Below are 17,298 nucleotides of genomic sequence, written 5' to 3' on the forward strand. Positions count from 1 at the left end.
CGATCATCAGCTCGACCCAGGCACGGGCGATGCGGGTCGGTACGATGGCGTCGCCGATACCTTTGGATTGCTTTCGGGCGCTTCGGAAGGTGCGTATTTACGCCAGGCGAAATTCCGACGAAAAGTGTCCGTCACGAACCACAATTCCGCGGAGCCTTAGAATGGATCGGATCGACGCAATGAGGGTCTTCGTCACGGCGATCGACGAGGGCAGCCTTGCCGGCGCGGCGCGCAAGCTGAAACGATCGCCGACCGCGATCAGTAGGGCCCTGAGTTCGCTGGAGGCCCATGTCGGCGTCGAGCTGCTCCATCGGACAACTCGCACGCTCAAGCTAAGCGAGGCCGGTCAACGCTATGTGGCCGCATGCCGGCGGGTACTCGTCGAGCTCGAGGAGGCCGACATGGTGGCGGGAGGCGAGCGTTCGTCACCGCGCGGCACTCTGACCATTTCGGCGCCGCCAATCCTTGGCGAAGAGGTGCTGCGGCCGATTCTGGATGATTTTCTCGAGCTTCACCCCAGCGTCTCCGTTCGGTTTCTGATGCTGGATCGCTTCGTCAACCTCGTCGACGAGGGCGTCGATCTTGCGCTCCGCATCGGCAATTTGACGGATTCGTCTCATATCTCGACCCGCATCGGCGGCGATGTAAGGCGCGTCGTCGTCGCATCGCCACGTTATCTCGCCGGCAATCCGGATATCGTCGAGCCGTCCGATCTCGCCAAACATCAGATCGTGGCCTTCAGCAATTTCGGTCTCGATTCCTGGAGCTTCACCCCAACGAAAGGATCGCCAGTTCCGCGGACGGTTCATTTTACGCCTCGATATATCGTCAATAGCGTGCGCGCCGCGGCGGCATCGGCGGTAGCCGGCATTGGATTGACGCGGCTTTATTCCTATCACGTCGCAGAATATGTCCGGGACGGCCGGCTCAAGATTGTGCTCGCCGACGCCGAGCATCCCGCGCTTCCGGTCCATTTGCTGGCACCACCGGGCCGCATGTCCGTGCCAAAGGTTCGCGCCTTCGTCGATCATGCCGTCCCTCGTCTGCGCGTCGAACTCAATCGCATAGCGACGGAAGCAGGCTCCTTGCCTTGATTGTGCCGATATACGGAGGAGTGTCTGCCAAAGGCCGACAATTCTCCCGAATGACGGATGCATCTAAATCAGTAGCACCGACGCCGACGGCGTTGGGCGGCCCGAAACCCCGGCCGCTGCACTTGAAAAGGATGCACACATCATGAGCAGTCAACAAAAGGTCGCCATTATCACCGGAGCCTCGCAAGGGATCGGCGAGGGGCTTGTTCGAGCCTACCGTGATCGCAACTATCGTGTCGTCGCAACCTCCCGGTCGATCAAGGCCAACTCTGACGCAGGTGTACATACCGTGGCTGGCGATATCGCCGACCCGGAAACCGCGGAACGGGTAGTTCGCGAAGCACTTGAGCACTTCGGCCGCATCGATACGCTGGTCAACAACGCCGGCGTCTTCCTTGCCAAGCCGTTCATCGAGTTCACTCAGCAGGACTTCGATCATAACATGAGCGTGAACGTCGCCGGCTTCTTTCACATCACGCAGCGCGTTGCTGCGGAGATGCTGAAGCAACGCTCGGGCCATATCGTCAACATCACCACGAGCCTGGTCAATCAGCCAATTGCCGGCGTGCCGGCAGCGCTCGCCTCCTTGACCAAGGGCGGCCTCAACTCGGTCACTCGGGAACTGGCGATAGAATTCGCGAAAACCGGCGTCCGCGTGAACGCGGTATCGCCAGGGATCATCAAAACGCCGATGCATGCGCCGGAAACGCACGAGGCGCTTTCGAGTCTTCATCCCGTCGGCCGGATGGGCGAGATCCGCGATATCGTCGATGCGGTTCTCTATCTTGAGACGGCGAATTTTGTAACCGGTGAAATCCTCCACGTCGATGGCGGCCAAAACGCTGGCCGCTGGTGAAATTGCAGCGCCAAAGCAATTAAGTCCTCGAATCCAAATCTTGAAAGGAAACAGTCATGCCGATCGTTACCGTACAGGTTACTCGTGAGGGAACGAACCCCGACCGGAATTCGGTCACCGCGGAAGAGAAAGCCGCCATCATTGCCGGTGTCAGCCAAGTGTTGCTTGATGTGCTGAACAAACCTCTGGAATCCACCTATGTGGTGATCGAGGAGGTGGATCTGGACAATTGGGGCTGGGGCGGCCTTCCGACGGTCCAATATCGAAAGCAGCGCGCCGCAGCGGCGGCAAAAGCCTGAGCTTCAGGCTTGCATCGTTGACGGCGGATGGTTGATGGCAACAACGGCTGAGATGACGGGCGACGCTCTCTGTGTCGCCCGTCTCAATGTCTCTTGAGCGCAAGAATCTGAATTTTCAGGAAGCACGGAAGCGCTTTGCTTGGTAAAGTGCAGGTGCTTGTCGGGCAAGACGGTAGAAACCCGTGCCTGGCGGTGACATCAGAATCCGGCCGAGATCGACGCTCGTGGCCGTCCTTTCGCAGTTGGCCGTCTTGATGATTCTACAGTTCCGGCGGCTGTCGACATATCGAACCGATGCATATTACGCATGCTTTCGCACGCCGGCGGAATGCTGGGGTGTCCGGTAAAATCCAATTCAGGAGTAATGCCGATGAGCAAGATTTTGATTGTGCTGACCTCCCATGATCAGCTTGGCAATACGGGAAGAAAGACCGGCTTCTGGCTGGAAGAGTTTGCGGCCCCTTATTACGTCTTCAAGGACGCCGGGGCTGAGATCACGGTCGCATCCCCCAAGGGTGGACAGCCGCCGATCGATCCCAAAAGCGACGAGCCTGAAAATCAAACTCCAGCGATGACACGCTTTAAGTCTGATAAGGACGCGCAAGCCGTGCTTGCCAATACCGTAAAGCTCGCGACCGTCAACGCTGCCGACTTCGATACCGTTTTTTATCCCGGCGGTCACGGTCCCATGTGGGATCTGGCGGAAGACAGGAAATCCATTTCCCTGATCGAGGATTTTTACAATTCGGGCAAGCCGGTTGCCGCCGTCTGCCACGCACCCGGAGTCCTCCATCACGTACAATATCAGGGGCAGCCTCTAGTCAAGGGCAAGCGCGTCACGGGGTTTGCGAACAGCGAAGAGGAGGCAGTCCATCTTACCTCCGTTGTTCCTTTCCTTGTGGAGGATGAACTGAAGCGCCTTGGCGGCAGGTATGAGAAGGTCGCCGACTGGCAGAGCTTTGCCATCACCGATGGCAGGCTGGTAACCGGTCAGAATCCGGCATCATCAACGGCTGCCGCTCAAGCGCTGTTGAAGCTGCTTTGACCGCAGACTGAACCGACGAGGCAAACAGGAGGGGTTCAGCTTTCCACGGAAATGCTGAACCCCTCTATCGTTTGGCCAAACTTGTGCTGCCAAAATCAGTCGCCGGGCTTCGCATGCGTGGCGAGCCTCAGATCGTTAAGCCCGCGATTTCCGTCCTTGTTGCCGGTCGCAGCCACGGCGGTGAATATGCGCTCGGCATCGTCGTACATTTTGAGATTGAGATAGCAGTAGCCGCGCAGAACCATGAGATCGACGCGTTCCTGCTGCAGTTGCGCGCGTTGATCGAGATAGATCAGGGTTTCCTGATAGCGTTTGCCGGAAAATGCCGTAAGCGCGCGATCGGCGAGGATGGCAACCTGCAATTCGGCAGCACGCTGGCGGCTGAGAGGAGCCTTGGCTGCAGCAACAGCCGCATTGTTGGCGAGCCCCACGCGCAGATAGGCGAGGCTTTGCCCGTAGGCTGCGTCTTCGCGCGCCTTGCTGGCAGGGCTGTTCAATGCGACCTCGAAGGCTTCGATCGCCTCCATCGGGCGATTGAGGTCCATGAGGCACCAGCCACGGTTCAAAGCATCCGTCGCATTGAGACTTTGAGCGTTGACAGTTGCGGAGCATCCCCGCGGTCCGCGCGCGCTGCGTCGAACCGTCGTGACTTGTGTCTCAGGCCCGCTATATACCACGCGCGCGGTTGTGCGCTGGCGCGTGGTGACATTGGTCTCGGACGGCGCGGGTGTTGCCAGCGGCTGTGCGTTGGTTGGAGCAGCCGCCGTTTGCGGTGTCGTTTGATTTGGCGAAGGCAGCGGTGCATAGCCGATGGGCGCTTGAGGCGTGACCTCGCCGAGCCTGGCGATGCGCTCCGAACGGCCCGCCCATAGCCGTTGAATTTCAGCGACACCCTGCCGGTCATTCAACTGATTGCGGGTGATGGCCAGGCCATAGGCGGACGGCTCATCGTCGGGTTTCCAGCGCAATGCGGTCTCGAACCAGCGTATCGCGGTTTGTGGTTGGTTCAGTGAACGCGCATACCAGCCGAATTCCTGCGCGGTCGGCACGTATTTCTGCTCGATGACTTCGGCGGCCATGCGGCTCAGCACGTCTTCGCTGAGATTGGCTGGCGGTTGCAGCGCCATCAGATTGGCGGTGGCCGCGAGATAGGTTGCTGTCGCATCCTTGGACTCGTTCCGCCATCTGTACATGACGTCTTCGGCTTCCTGCGGCTTGTGATCGTCGATCAGGATCAAGGCCAATCCCTGTGACGCCGAAGCGGAATCATCCTTTGCGCGGGCCATGCGAAACCATTTTTCCGCTTCGCCATTGTTTTGGTGGCGCAGATGATACCAACCGAGCAGCAGGGCGTCGGACGCGAGACCCTGGGTCTCAGCCGCACGTTCCACTTGAGAAATATAGTCCGGCGCCACGGACAGTTTCGGATCATCATTGCCCTCGGCGACGAAGCGCCGCGCAAGGTCCGTGCGGATGCTGTCAAATTCCCGCCCGCCATTGCCGTCGGGTTTCTCCAGAGCAAGAAGATCCTGCATGGGCTGATAGGGCTGCAGTGCCGACGCCTTTTGAACGGTTGCGAGCCTCTCCTGAGGATTGACGCAATTCTTCAGGATGTAGACGTAGGCGTCCTGGCCGCGGGTAGACCTGTTGGTCTTGATGAAAGCCTCTGCGACACGCCATAAAATGTCGATGTCACTGCAAGTAAGCAGGCTTGGCGTGTTGGCGCCGATGTCGACCACGGTTGCATATTGTTTGAGATCGGAGGCGTTGACCAGACGCGCCCGCGCTTCGGCAATATCGAGACGTTCCAGCAAGTCGGCGGGCGGTTGCCAGCCGGTTTCCGCCGCCTGGCGATCCGCGATGGCCTTGCGCAGCTCGGCATAGCGCCCTTCGGAATAGAGCTGCCACATGGCTTCGAGCTGCTTGTCGCTGTTTTGCGGGATGGCCAGCGGATCGGCTGGCGGCACCCAATCCGGATAAAGCGCCTGAAGTCGGGAAATTTCTGCCTGAAGCCTCGCCTTGTCGCCGTGGCTTGCGAAATAGCGAAGTGCGCTTTCGTCGACTTTGGGCGGCGGTGCGGGCTGCGGTGTGGCTGATTGAGGCGTCGCTTGCGCAACGGCGTCCGGTGTGTCGGATGCCGCTTGGACAGGGGGCGAAGTATCGGACAGAACTGCGGAAGGTGCTGTCGCCTGGATACGATCGGAGACGGTTTTCATATCCAGCGGCGGGGAGTTGAAGGCCATGTCGACCGGCTTGATGCTTCCGGTCTGGGAAACTTGGCTGTCCTGACGATTTTGCGCGGCCAGCCCCAATCCCTCTTCGAGGTTCCCACGGCCTTTCGTCGCGATGACCAATCCCGCCACCACGACTGCCGCCGAAACCGTAAGTAGGGAGGATTTCATAAACACTCCGGATGTTTCTCCTCAACGAAAGCCAGACCCAACAATTGAAGCGTCGACGGATAGTAGAGTGACGGCACGAATTGCCGAACCGAAGCGGGCAACTTCGCCCCGCTTGTTACACACGCCACAACATCGTTAACAATTCGATAACCGGGGTCCGTAAGTGGCTGTTTTGGCTTGCCAGTTTCCAGATCGATGGTGGCTGGTTCATCGCCTTCGACCGTCATGCCCGCCTGCAGCCGCGTTAACAGCGCCTTGTCGGAAATCCCCGCCCGTACAAGGTAAAGCGGGATGCGAATCGCATTGTAACCGAATTCGGCGTCGAAACCGTCAGCGGGTCTCGGCTTCGCCCGCAGGCTCACCCAGTCGGCTGGCAATTTTCGCGGTCCCAACTGTATCGACTGCAGCAGGGACAGGCCGTCATCCGTAAGCTTTTGCCATTCGTCAGATGGTGCCAGCAGTGCCATAACGGGAATGGCTTCATAAACCCAGTAGGATGGATTGACGACCGGCCCGTCATCGCGTTCCGAGGCCGCATAGCCTTTGATGCCCGGGAGAAGCAGCGTTCGTCCGCCTGCGTGGACCACGGCATGCGATAGAAGCGCCTGCGCTATCGTCGCTGCCGCCTCCAGATAGTCCTTCTTATTCCATGCCGATCCTGCCAGCGCCAGGGCGTAAGCAATCAGTATGTCGCCGTCGGAGGCATTGTTCGTGTCCGTGACGTGTGGAGTGACGGCCGGGTCCCATTTCCAGGCGGCGAGACCATCGTCGCGCAGCAGCAGCTCGGTTCGCGTGAAATACCATATTTGCTCGAAATCGGCGGGACTGTTCGAAAGATAGGCAAGCAACAAGCCGTAGCCTTGTCCCTCGCTGTGGCTGATATTGTCGTTTCCGTTGTCGACGATGCGGCCGCTTGCATCGAGGAATTTCGCCTTGTAGGCGGCCCATGCCTGCGGATCGATTGCAGCGCGTTGTGCCGCAAGTGGCTGGCACATCGTCAAAAGAGCGACGCCGCCGGCAACGACCATGGCTTGCCAGCGCCTCATCCGCGCCTGCCGATCTTTGCGAGGATTCCGGACGTCGCCACGCCGAGCAGCAAGAAGAGGATGATAAGCAGGAATGCGTAGGACAGAATGTTGGTCGAAAGCCAGTTCGCGGCAATCAGGCGGTAGTTGGTAAACGACCAGGGCTGAGTCATGACGAAGTCGAAGCGGCTGACGGGTACCGTGTCGACCTTTCCGGTCTTGCTGGAATAAACGGTGATATGACCGGCAATCTGCGGCCAATCGGCCTGGGATGTCATGGCTTCGACTCCGGCTCTCAAGTCCTTTGCCGAAGGCGCGGTGACGATCGTCCAAGAGGATTCGCCCGTGGCGCTCGCTCCCTGCGCAATCATGAAGCTGTTGAGATTCGAGGGCGTGAAGACACGCTCGGCACTGGGAATGAATTGTAGTGAACTGAGCGAGATATCAAAATTGCGGCGCATCCAATCCTGAAACAGCGAAATTTGGCGCTGCAATGCGCCGCCGCCGATTCTGGAGCGCCATTCGTCGAATGTGACAGTCGTTTCCGATTGGCCATTTTGCCCGGCTGTGGGGGGACGCCAGGATGCTTGGCTGGCCGTCGCGATATTCATCTGCGACAACGTCGTCGTCGGCATCTGCGAAATCGAGCCGACGAAGATCGCATCGCGGTTTCCAACGCCGCTCGGCGAGGCGATAAGATCCACATCGATTGGATGTCCTGCAACAACCGCCATTTGTCCCAGCAATGTTGCCGTTGCGGATACGGTGTCGGGATCAGCACGGTCGATGAAGAGGGCGACCGGCGCGAGACCACGATTGTAAGGATAGCTCGTGCCTGCCAGTGCTGCCAGATTCGGACGCTGGGCGACCCTGGCGAAATCCGGCATATGAAATTGGCTCGTATCGAACAGTGCGAAACGTGGCGTCGTGTTGGAGGTCGTGCCGGGCGCGCAGGCTTGGTCCTCGTTGGTCAGCAACATCGCTTCCAGCGTCACCGTATTGAGACCAGGTTTGAAATGGCGCATCGTCACGCGAATGGGCAGATGCCTGAAAATGCCGCCGCCGGTCGCAGTAATCGGCTTCGTCGTAGCGATGCTTCCATTGACATAAACGTCGACATGGCTTCCCGGCAGAACGTTCTTCGCATAGGCGGCGTCAAGAAGGATGGTCGCTTCGCCATAGGCATTGGCATAGAAGTCCGACGGGATTGCCACATTGAAGCTGGTGTGGAAGCGGCGGCCCGAAAATTCTGTCGTGTCGATGCCCAATTGCGAGAATGAGAGGCTCGTGTCCGAAAACAGGAATGGTGCATCCGGTGCGGTCCAGCGCTGGGTTATCAAGATATCCCTGCGGACGGTCGGATCTCTGTCGGTCGGCGAGACGATGGTATCGATGGCGCCGGAAACCGCCTGCCAGGACGGCCCGCTGACGAGAAGGATCGTCGAGCCCGTGCGCGGATCCTTGACGAAAGTTGCCAGTGCGGCGGTCTGTGCTGCCGCCGGTGCCGAAAACAAAGGCTGCAGCTCGGCGGGCGTCCCAACGAGCACCGTCATCTTTCCGGGACCGGGCGGAGGTAGCGTGTCCGTGCTGAAAGAGAAAGTCTCATTTGGCATTCCGCTCAGCAGCGAAAGGCCCTGGGCCAGCCGCATCAGCGGTTTTGTGGTGCCCGGTTGCGCCAGAGCCGGCACGACGAGGTTGAATTCGGTTTTGCCGGCACCATCGACACCGATTGCGCGGATTGCATCCGTGCTCGACAGTCTTTGTGCATCCTGTTCGCTAAAGCTTAGATAGGTCTTTGCCGGATCGATATCGGACCAAAGCTCGTAGGTTGATTGGATGTTGCAATCGGTGCGATGACGTTGTGTCGCTTCAAAGGTCACCAGATTGGCGCCCGGCTGCAGCAGACCGCGCGGGATGTCGAAACTTATCGAGGAGGCGCTATCCGGCGAGCCGATCTGCTGCTGGCCGATAGGGCGATTGTTGAGAAAGATGGTCAGTTGCGAAGCCTCGGGGGCAACGACGACCGCATTCTGATAGGCGAAATTGAACTTGGCCGGAGCGGCGGCCTGTTCGGGAGTGAGGAAAATCGACCACGATTTCCGATCATATTCGCCTTGCAGTCGGAAGTCTGTGAACGGCACGACATACCGCCGGAAATCAGCGGCCGCCGGCGTTGCTGCCGCCTGCTTCACCACCGGAACATTTTGCGCCGGTAGGACAGGCGCGACCTGTGGCGTGCTTGTTTTGGGTGCGGTCGCCTGCGGAGCCGCTACTTGCGGAACTGCCGCTTGCGGAGTGACCACCTTTGGACTCGTCACCTGCGGGGTGGTCGTTTGCGGTGCAGTGACCCGCGGCATCAATGTTTCCGGCATGATCGGCTTCGCACCCTTCGGCCGTTCACCGGACATGTCGAAAGGCGCCGTCTGAGCATGGGCGATCGTGGCGCCAAGCAGGAAAATCAGCGCTGAAAGGACGCTCTTCATCAATTGCTCGCCTTTACCCCTTGCTGCTCCGCCTCGCTTTCGGATCGCATGCTGCGGAAAAGATAAAGTAAACCGCGGCTTGTCTGATAAAGCGACAGACCCACAAACCATATGGTTCCGCGAATGATACCGGGATTGCGGCGGCGGGCCTGCTGGAACTGCGTCCATTGATCGGAGTTTGCAAACACCAGATCCGCGATCAGACGATGGTCCAGGGCACCTTTCGGAACATATTGGCAGCCGATTGTCGTTATCTCACCGGTTCGCTGGACGTTGCGGACGACAACCGGCAGCGTTTCCATCTCCGCGCCGCTATATGGCTGAAAGCGGAGGACCCCTTCCGCACCCACGACGATCGGATCAAGCTCCTTGTTGAAGACATTCAATCGCGCGCCGTGGACGGAAACGTCCTCGATCGAGGCGGAATTCCACCGGCCGTTGACGCCGAATTCGCTGCGACGATTGACCCTGACGCGGCGCGAGGACGACCGCTCGCCACGCTCTGAAACAACGCCAAGCGCACAACCGGACAGGACCAGGTTGATCATATTCCATCCGCCGACGACGAGCGTCACATCCGCTTTATAGGGTTCGGCATAGATGCGGTATATCGTTACCGCGACTGCGAGAATCTGCACGGCGAAAATCACGAAGAAGGGGCGGCTGATTTCGGAAAGACGGCTGGTAGAAATCGACTCATCCTTGGCCGTGACCTTGAACGTCGGTTTTCGCGGATTGAGCATGACCGAGATGACGGCGGGCAGCAAATGCACCGTCTGGACATATTCATAGAGCTCCGAAATCCACGGCCAGCGGAAGGAGCCGTAGAGATAGTTCTGCATCATGAGGTTCACGAGCATGTAGGCAAGCGTGTAGGCGAGGAATTCGCCGCCGGACGCCGTGAAGATCTCGAGATCGAAGAAAAGATAAAAGAGCGGCGCGAACAGGAAAATGGTGCGAGGAAAGGGAAAGAGCCAGAAAAGCGTGGACGACATGTAGCAAAGCCGTTGCGGCAACGAGAGGCCTCGCTTCAGCAGCGGGAAGCGGAAGCGCAGGATTTGCATCATGCCCTGAGCCCAGCGGCTGCGCTGGCCGATGAAGCTTGCAAACGTCGCGGGCTGCAGACCGGCAATCAGCGGCTTGTCGACATAGATGCTGTTCCAGCCGCTGCCATGAAGGGCCAATGCCGTTTCGCAGTCCTCGGTGATGCTGATGCCGCTGAAGCCCTTTTGCGATTCCAGTGCGGTGCGGCTCAATACAGCCGCCGAACCGCAGAAAAAGGCGGCATTCCACTTGTCCAGACCGCGCTGAATGATGCCGTAGAACATCTCGTTCTCACTCGGCATGTTGTCAAAAGTCTTAAGATTGCGCTCCAGCGGATCGGGATTGATGAAGAAATGCGGCGTTTGGACGAGAAAGAGCTTCGGATCGTCTTCGAAATAACCGACGGTTTCGAGCAAGAAATCGCGGGCCGGCGCATGGTCGGCATCGAAGACGGCGATCAGGTCGCCGCTCGAATGCTTCAAGCCGTTGTTGAGGTTGCCGGCCTTGGCGTGCTCATTGCGGTCGCGCGTCAGATATTCGACATCGAGATCGTCGCAAAGCTGCTTGAGTTCGTTGTGACGCGCAATTGCCGTCTGCGATTCCAAAAGTTTGGTGGAATTGCGCTTCTGTAAAGTGCCGCCGTCGTCGAGCAGCCAAACCTTGAGTTTGTCGGCCGGATAATCCATCGCCTTGGCGGAGGCGAGTGTGTTGGCGAGAAGCTTTGTGTCCTCATTGTAGGACGGAACGAAAACGTCGACGGATGGAAATTGCTGTACCTTCGATGCGCGGGCGGTGCGTGGAGGCAGGGGCGTCGCAACGATGAAAAGGCTGAGCATCAGCATGGCGACGTTGTACATTTCTGCAAGATAGAGCAGCAGGCCAGGGATGAAATTTTCCGGCTGATTGACGGGTGGCAGGGTGTTGGTCGTGCGCCAATAGACATAGCGCAGCACGATCGACGTACCGAAAGCGAGCGCAATCAGCCGCCAGGTTCCCTGAGCCTTGAGGATCTTGATGATCGCCATGATGGCAACGACAGCGGTGCTCGCGATGAGCTGAGTCTGCAGGTTGACCGGCAATGTGATCAGGACGATCCCGCATAGCGAAACCACCATCCACATCAAGATGCTTCGCGCTGTTTGCATCGATGTCCCTTCAATGGCGCTGAGCCGCACGCGTGTCGGCGCTCTAGGTTGTTTATCTCCGGCAGGCCGCGGTCGCGGCCGCGTCGCCGATACAGTCTGGGGATGGTACGATTGTACCGTTGGTTCCCATCGTTCTGGGCTGAACCTGTGCCGGTATCTGCGCCGGCGCGGTCGTGACGCCTGTCTGGGGCATGCTGCCTTGCGGATCGGGCAATGGTACGCGAGGACCGACTGCTTGAGGCGGAGCCACAGTGACGGCTTGCGGCTGGACCGTGACCTGGCGACGGACGACGGCGGGACGAACGGCAACAGGGCGGGCTTCATAGCCGCTGGTGATCGCACCGTTTCGGTAGCCGCCCGCATCCGGGTAAATCGGATCGCCAGGATGGCCGAGCAAAGCATCGGCTCCTCGCGGGGCACCATAGGGGTTCAAGGTCTCGCCTTCGAAGCCGCCGGCGATCGTGTAGCCGTAAACGGTGCTTAGGAGCTGCCGCTCGTTTGCCTGCGCATCGCAGAGCCGGAGCCTGACCTGAACCATGCTGAAATTACGCTGCTCCACCGGCGGGGAATGACCGGCACGGATTTGCTGCCAGGCATAAATGCAGGTATCGCCCGCCCGGCTCTGGCCAGAAGCATAACCGAAGGGGCCGTAGCTGTTCTGCACGAAGTTTGCGGAGCGAGCGAGGCGAACGCCGGGTATCGTCGCAGCCATCTCGCGCGAGATCGCGCCTTCGCTGATCATTTGATAAGGCGTGCTGCCAAGTCCCGGGTTCGAGCCGGACGCGCCGAGAAACTGCACTTTGAGAAAGTTCTGACCGGCAACCGACGATGTCGTGGAGAGCGATATCGTTTGCTCTACATCGTCTTTATGCTTGCGCTCGACCACGCTGACGATGGCAGGGCCGCCGGGCGGCGGGAATGCCAAAGCTTTTTCATTAGGCACGGTTTCCGCATCAGCCGATTGCCGCACTCCGCCCGTTGTCGTGCAACTGGTCGCTACAACGGCCAATGTTACGAGGGCTATTATTCTGACTAAGTGCATCTTTGATCGCGGCAATCATTTGTCGTTATATTCACGGGCAAATTACGCGATGAATTTTGAAATCAAGCCCCTGAGTTCAATATTTAGGTTAAGCGCAACTATGGTTAATTATCAATTAACAATGAAAGGATTGGTCAAATCTTAGGGCGGAAACGACGGTTTTCCGTTATTTCGGCGCGCTCGCCGCACTGCTGCATAAGATGATCGAGGCCACATCGCTTTCGCGGTCGCGACCGAGCAACCGTCGTCGTGAGGATTGTCCTGGCACTTGGCCGTAATATCATCGCAGAGGGTCCACCACGACCCTCAACGCTGACTCGCTCTTCCGATATGCTCCCAGCGAGGCAGCCCCGACGTTGGCAATGAAGTCTTCGCCACCGTCCACGATCGACGCCATGATCGTCCTGCGTGGCTCAACGACGACTTCGGAAACGTCGTAGTCGGAGTCATCAGAGGGCTCGGCGTACGAAACCTTGCTAGGAGACGCGACCAGGGGATCACGGGTTTCGCATTCGGGGAGGCACGATTCAAAAGTGCGTGTCGCATCGTACCGTTTCGAAGTTGCTTTCGTCGCAACTTCGGAGGACGTCCTGATGATGGTGGGGATCGGAAGGTTTGCCGGCGTTGACGCTACCGTTGCCGTGGAGACGTCCGATTGCGTCTGCTGCGGAAGTGATGCGAGGAGATCGTCCTTTGCAGGCCGGCTGTTTTGCGTGTCGGCAGCGAAGACGGTTGCTACTTGCGGCAAAGGGCGGGACGCTTCTATGTCTCCCCCGCCGATCCACCAGGACACACCCAATCCTGCACCGGCGAAGGCCAGATACAGAATCTTACTCTCGATGAACCTCGAAATTGATACAGCCATCTCTCGAACTCTTTCTCACCGTTGAAACCGGTCTGAGAAGAACCCCAAATCAGGGCGCAATTTTCGCCCAATGATGACGGGAAAGCGGCTGATTGTTCAAAAATATTTCGGCGGAAGCAGCGGAATGAACGCGCTCCTCGCGCTTCCATTCCGCCGAAAGCTTATTCCATTCCGAGCGCGGCCATGTAGGTCTGAAGGATGGATTCTTCCTCGAGGCGCTCATTGGCGTCCTTTTTGCGCAGGCGGATGATCGTCTTCATCGCCTTCGTGTCGTAGCCCCGGCCTTTCGCTTCCCCGAACACGTCCTTGATGTCGTCGGCGATCGTCTGCTTTTCTTCTTCCAGTCGCTCGATGCGCTCGATGAACTGGCGGAGTTCCGCCGCCGCTACGTTGATATCGCCGGTCGTGGCCACTTCTTCCATGTGTCATATCCTCTCTTGCTGCCTTGAGGCCTGAATTCGATGGGCCGTTGACCTGCCGTGAATGGAGCGCGAGGTCAAGCCGTCTCGATGAACGTCGCCCTATTCCTTCGGCCTGTTCTGCTCAAAAGCGGCTTTTTGCACAGCGGAAGCCTCCGTCTGGTGCAGATTTTTCCAGTCCTCGTAAGGCATGCCGTAGACCATTTCGCGCGATTCGTCCTTGGTCACCGGCAGGCCCGCTTCCTCTGCCGCCTCGCGATACCAGTTGGACAGGCAGTTGCGGCAGAAACCGGCAAGATTCATCAGGTCGATGTTCTGCACGTCGCTCCGCTCGCGCAGATGCGCGACAAGGCGACGGAAGGCGGCTGCCTCCAGTTCGGTCTGCTGTTCCTTGGTGAGCTCAGTCATCTCTGTTTCCTCACGTCATTTTTCCGGCACGATTTCGTCCGAGGCCGCTTTGCTTGTTTGGCGTCAAGCCTCGTCATACGGGCCGGTACGCGACGGATAGCGCTTATATTCGTGTAGCGCCGGGTCGTCGTTCATCGCCGCAAAGATCGGCGCCAGCCGCGCGGCCCACTCGCTGATGCCCGCCTCATCACCGATCAAATCCTGGCGGACTTCGAGCAGCGCGTGTGCGATGCCCTTGGCCATGCAGTGGCGGTACATGGTGTCGTTCCTCAGCGCCCCGTCATAGGGTTCGTTGTCGCCTATAACGAGATTGGTGTCGGCGCTGAGCTTTGCAAGAAGCGGCAGCACGGCGCGATCGTCGCTGTCCCAGAGCACGCTTGCATGCCAAGGGCGAGGGACGCCCTTCCAGGCCGGTGTGAAGGAATGCAGCGACAGCACCAGCGGCGCCTTGCCCGTCGCGTCGGCGACCGATGTGATCGTCTCATCCACGGCGCGGTGATAGGGGCGGTGGAAGGTCTCGATGCGGTAGTTCCACTCTTCCTCGGTGATCGGATGATTGCCTGGGATGATCGCCCCGTCGGAGATTTTCATGATCAGGGTCGGGTCGTCTTCGCCGCGGTTCGGGTCGATCAGCAGGCGGGAAAAGCCGCCCAGCACGGCGGGCACGCCGAGCCGCGCCGAAAGTTGGCGGCAAAGCCCCTCGATGCCGATGTCATAGGCGATATGCCGCGAAAAGGCAGTTTCGGGCAGGCCTAGCCGGCCATAGCGTTCGGGGAGGTGCCGCATCGCATGATCGCCGAGGATGACCATGCCTTTGTCACGATTGCCGGTTATGATTTCGAAAGATTTGAAGTCATTCATGTGGATTGTCGATTATCGCATTTTTCAGCCCGTTGTTTGATTGCATGCGCGGGCAGAAGGTGCAAGGCTCGGCCTCTTGATCGGGCGAGAGCGAGGCCGCAGGGCACTGCTACCATCCCGTGAAGAAAATATAATCGATTAGAGTTGCGTTGACATTCGTGGGATGGCAGCGCAAGAAGACGCAACAACGAATAACCGGGAGCCCATTGGAAGCCGTGTCCAGCCAAGTCGCGCCAAGTTTCGTTACGCGGTCAGGGCCGCTTGCCCGATTCGCATTTTTCATCCTTGCCGCCGCCGCGCCATTTTTCTTCATGCCAAATGCAGCCCATGCCGATTTCCGCGTCTGCAACGGTACGCAGAATCTCGTGGGTGTGGCGATCGGCTATCGTGCGAAGGAAGGCTGGGTGACCGAGGGATGGTGGCAGGTTCCGGCCACCACCTGCGCGACTTTGATCGAAGGGCCGCTTCAATCCCGCTATTATTACCTCTACGCAGAAGATGCAGCTCGCGGTGGCCGCTGGACGGGCGATATCGAAATGTGCGTGGCGGAAAATGAATTCAAGATCCCAGGCGTGAAGGATTGCTACGCGCGCGGTTACCAGAAAATGGGATTCAAGGAATACGACACGGGGCGTCAGGCGAGTTGGATGGTTCAGCTCTCCGATACCCCGGGCAGCCAAGAAAGCCAGAATTGATGAAACGCAACCGAAAAGTCAAAATCCTAGCGACGCTCGGCCCAGCTTCCTCCGAAGAGGAGATGATTCAGAAGCTGCATGAGGCCGGTGCCGACCTCTTCCGCATCAACATGAGCCATGCCAGCCATGACCTGATGCGCACGCTCATCCAGCGTATCCGCGCCGTCGAGGCCCGCTGTGGCCGTCCGATCGGCATTCTTGCCGACTTGCAGGGTCCCAAGCTGCGTGTCGGTAAGTTTGCCCAGGGCAAGGTCGATCTCAAGCCCGGCCAGACCTTCACGCTCGACAACAACGATACGCCCGGCGACAATACCCGCGTGTTCCTGCCGCATCCGGAAATCCTGGAGTCGGTTCAGCCCGGTCATCGGCTGTTGATCGACGACGGCAAGCTCGCGCTTCGCGCTGAAAAGTGCGACGGCAAGAGCATTGTCACGACCGTCATTTCCGGCACGAAGATTTCCGACCGCAAGGGCGTCAGCCTGCCGGATACGCTGCTTGGCGTCGGCGCGCTGACCGACAAGGATCGCACCGACCTTGACGCCGTTCTCGCCACCAACGAGGTCGACTGGGTTGCGCTCTCGTTCATCCAGCGTCCGGAAGACCTGTCCGAAGTCCGCAAGATTTCGCGCGGCCGCGTCGGCCTGATGTCGAAGATCGAGAAGCCGCAGGCTGTCGAGCGCATCGAGGAAATCATCGAGCTTTCCGACGCGCTGATGGTCGCCCGCGGCGATCTTGGTGTCGAGATGCCGCTCGAAGCGGTTCCCGGCATCCAGAAGCAGTTGATCCGCGCCTGCCGCCGTTCCGGTAAGCCGGTGGTTGTCGCCACGCAGATGCTGGAATCGATGATCTCGGCGCCGGTTCCGACCCGTGCCGAAGTCTCTGACGTCGCCACCGCCGTCTTCGAAGGTGCTGACGCCGTCATGCTGTCGGCCGAGTCCGCTTCGGGCGACTATCCGGTCGAGGCCGTATCGACAATGGCTTCGATCGCCAGCACCATCGAGCGCGAGCCGCACTATCCGGGCATTATCTACGCCCAGCGCGCGCAGCCGGAAGCAACCGGCGCCGACGCTATCTCGCTCGCTGCCCGTCAGATCGCCGAGACGCTGAAGCTCGCTGCCATCGTCTGCTACACCTCGTCGGGCACGACCGGTCTGCGCGCTTCGCGCGAGCGCCCGCAGGTTCCGATCCTGGCGCTGTCGCCGATCATCCAGACGGCTCGCCGTCTGTCGGTGGTTTGGGGTATGCACTGTGTCGTCACGCATGACGCCACGGACCTCGACGATATGGTCAACAATGCCTGCCGCATCGTCGCCGAAGAAGGCTTCGGCAAGCCCGGCGACCGCATCATCATCTCCGCCGGCGTGCCGCTCGGCACTCCCGGTGCGACCAACATGCTGCGCATCGCCTACATCGGCTCGGACGGCCAATCGGGCGTCTGATTGCCGGTTTTTAAGAGTATCGAAGCCCGCTGCCTGAGAAGGCGGCGGGCTTTTGCGTTATGGGAAAGGCCAGGGCCTTCGCGCCAACCTTCATCTTGAAAAGATAACCGGTCGCTGTGGTGAGAATGGCGGCGAAAAAAGCTGCCCAAACCCGCCTTTATCTGAGATAATCGCGC

General features: G+C 59.1%; 15 protein-coding genes. 6 read left to right on the forward strand and 9 right to left on the reverse strand.

Annotated elements, in window-relative coordinates; all coding sequences use genetic code 11:
- Window positions 1-161 precede the first annotated feature (161 nt).
- From PH547_RS04600 to PH547_RS04615, 4 genes are all read left to right on the forward strand, one after another.
- The gene (locus tag PH547_RS04600; protein ID WP_285167622.1) at window positions 162-1,094 is read left to right on the forward strand and encodes a LysR family transcriptional regulator; all 933 of its coding nucleotides are present in this window, start codon (window positions 162-164) and stop codon (window positions 1,092-1,094) included.
- A 142-nt stretch (window positions 1,095-1,236) separates the two neighbouring features.
- Window positions 1,237-1,950: an SDR family NAD(P)-dependent oxidoreductase gene (locus tag PH547_RS04605; RefSeq protein WP_285167623.1), complete on the forward strand. Its 714-nt coding sequence runs from the start codon at window positions 1,237-1,239 to the stop codon at window positions 1,948-1,950.
- A gap of 56 nt (window positions 1,951-2,006) precedes the next feature.
- Window positions 2,007-2,249, forward strand: coding sequence for a tautomerase family protein (locus tag PH547_RS04610; RefSeq protein ID WP_104824233.1), 243 nt, complete (start codon window positions 2,007-2,009; stop codon window positions 2,247-2,249).
- Between the two features lie 370 nt (window positions 2,250-2,619).
- A complete protein-coding gene (locus tag PH547_RS04615) occupies window positions 2,620-3,294 on the forward strand; it encodes a type 1 glutamine amidotransferase domain-containing protein (protein WP_104824232.1) in 675 nt (224 codons plus the stop codon).
- Window positions 3,295-3,389: 95 nt separating this feature from the next.
- On the opposite strand, the gene PH547_RS04620 is transcribed toward PH547_RS04615, so the two are convergent.
- The 9 genes from PH547_RS04620 to PH547_RS04660 all read right to left on the reverse strand — a co-directional run bounded on the left by PH547_RS04620 (window position 3,390) and on the right by PH547_RS04660 (window position 14,988).
- A complete protein-coding gene (locus PH547_RS04620; RefSeq protein ID WP_285167626.1) occupies window positions 3,390-5,696 on the reverse strand; it encodes a cellulose synthase in 2,307 nt (768 codons plus the stop codon).
- A complete protein-coding gene (locus PH547_RS04625) occupies window positions 5,693-6,742 on the reverse strand; it encodes a family 8 glycosyl hydrolase (protein ID WP_285167630.1) in 1,050 nt (349 codons plus the stop codon). Before PH547_RS04625 ends, PH547_RS04620 begins: the two co-directional genes overlap by 4 nt.
- On the reverse strand, window positions 6,739-9,204 hold the full coding sequence (locus PH547_RS04630; RefSeq protein ID WP_285167631.1) for a cellulose biosynthesis cyclic di-GMP-binding regulatory protein BcsB: 2,466 nt from the start codon (window positions 9,202-9,204) through the stop codon (window positions 6,739-6,741). The genes PH547_RS04625 and PH547_RS04630 overlap by 4 nt, the downstream gene beginning before the upstream one ends.
- Window positions 9,204-11,393, reverse strand: coding sequence for a UDP-forming cellulose synthase catalytic subunit (gene bcsA, locus PH547_RS04635; RefSeq protein WP_104824229.1), 2,190 nt, complete (start codon window positions 11,391-11,393; stop codon window positions 9,204-9,206). Before bcsA ends, PH547_RS04630 begins: the two co-directional genes overlap by 1 nt.
- Before the next feature lie 52 nt (window positions 11,394-11,445).
- Window positions 11,446-12,435 carry a cellulose biosynthesis protein BcsN gene (bcsN, locus tag PH547_RS04640; RefSeq protein WP_104824228.1) on the reverse strand — a complete coding sequence of 330 codons (990 nt, stop codon included), beginning with the start codon at window positions 12,433-12,435 and terminating at the stop codon, window positions 11,446-11,448.
- Between the two features lie 280 nt (window positions 12,436-12,715).
- On the reverse strand, window positions 12,716-13,300 hold the full coding sequence (locus PH547_RS04645) for a hypothetical protein (RefSeq protein WP_104824227.1): 585 nt from the start codon (window positions 13,298-13,300) through the stop codon (window positions 12,716-12,718).
- 161 nt (window positions 13,301-13,461) lie between these two features.
- Window positions 13,462-13,722, reverse strand: coding sequence for a DUF2312 domain-containing protein (locus tag PH547_RS04650; RefSeq protein WP_104824226.1), 261 nt, complete (start codon window positions 13,720-13,722; stop codon window positions 13,462-13,464).
- 99 nt (window positions 13,723-13,821) lie between these two features.
- The gene (locus PH547_RS04655; protein WP_104824225.1) at window positions 13,822-14,127 is read right to left on the reverse strand and encodes a DUF1244 domain-containing protein; all 306 of its coding nucleotides are present in this window, start codon (window positions 14,125-14,127) and stop codon (window positions 13,822-13,824) included.
- Window positions 14,128-14,190: 63 nt separating this feature from the next.
- Window positions 14,191-14,988 carry an N-formylglutamate amidohydrolase gene (locus PH547_RS04660; RefSeq protein ID WP_285167640.1) on the reverse strand — a complete coding sequence of 266 codons (798 nt, stop codon included), beginning with the start codon at window positions 14,986-14,988 and terminating at the stop codon, window positions 14,191-14,193.
- Between the two features lie 206 nt (window positions 14,989-15,194).
- Here PH547_RS04660 and PH547_RS04665 point away from each other — a divergent pair, with 206 nt between their 5' ends.
- Both PH547_RS04665 and pyk read left to right on the forward strand, forming a co-directional pair.
- Window positions 15,195-15,683, forward strand: coding sequence for a DUF1036 domain-containing protein (locus PH547_RS04665; protein ID WP_028752900.1), 489 nt, complete (start codon window positions 15,195-15,197; stop codon window positions 15,681-15,683).
- A complete protein-coding gene (gene pyk, locus PH547_RS04670; protein WP_104824223.1) occupies window positions 15,683-17,122 on the forward strand; it encodes a pyruvate kinase in 1,440 nt (479 codons plus the stop codon). Before PH547_RS04665 ends, pyk begins: the two co-directional genes overlap by 1 nt.
- The last annotated feature ends 176 nt before the right edge of the window (window positions 17,123-17,298 follow it).

Origin of the sequence: Rhizobium cerradonense, assembly GCF_030182455.1 — a bacterium.
GTDB lineage: Bacteria > Pseudomonadota > Alphaproteobacteria > Rhizobiales > Rhizobiaceae > Rhizobium.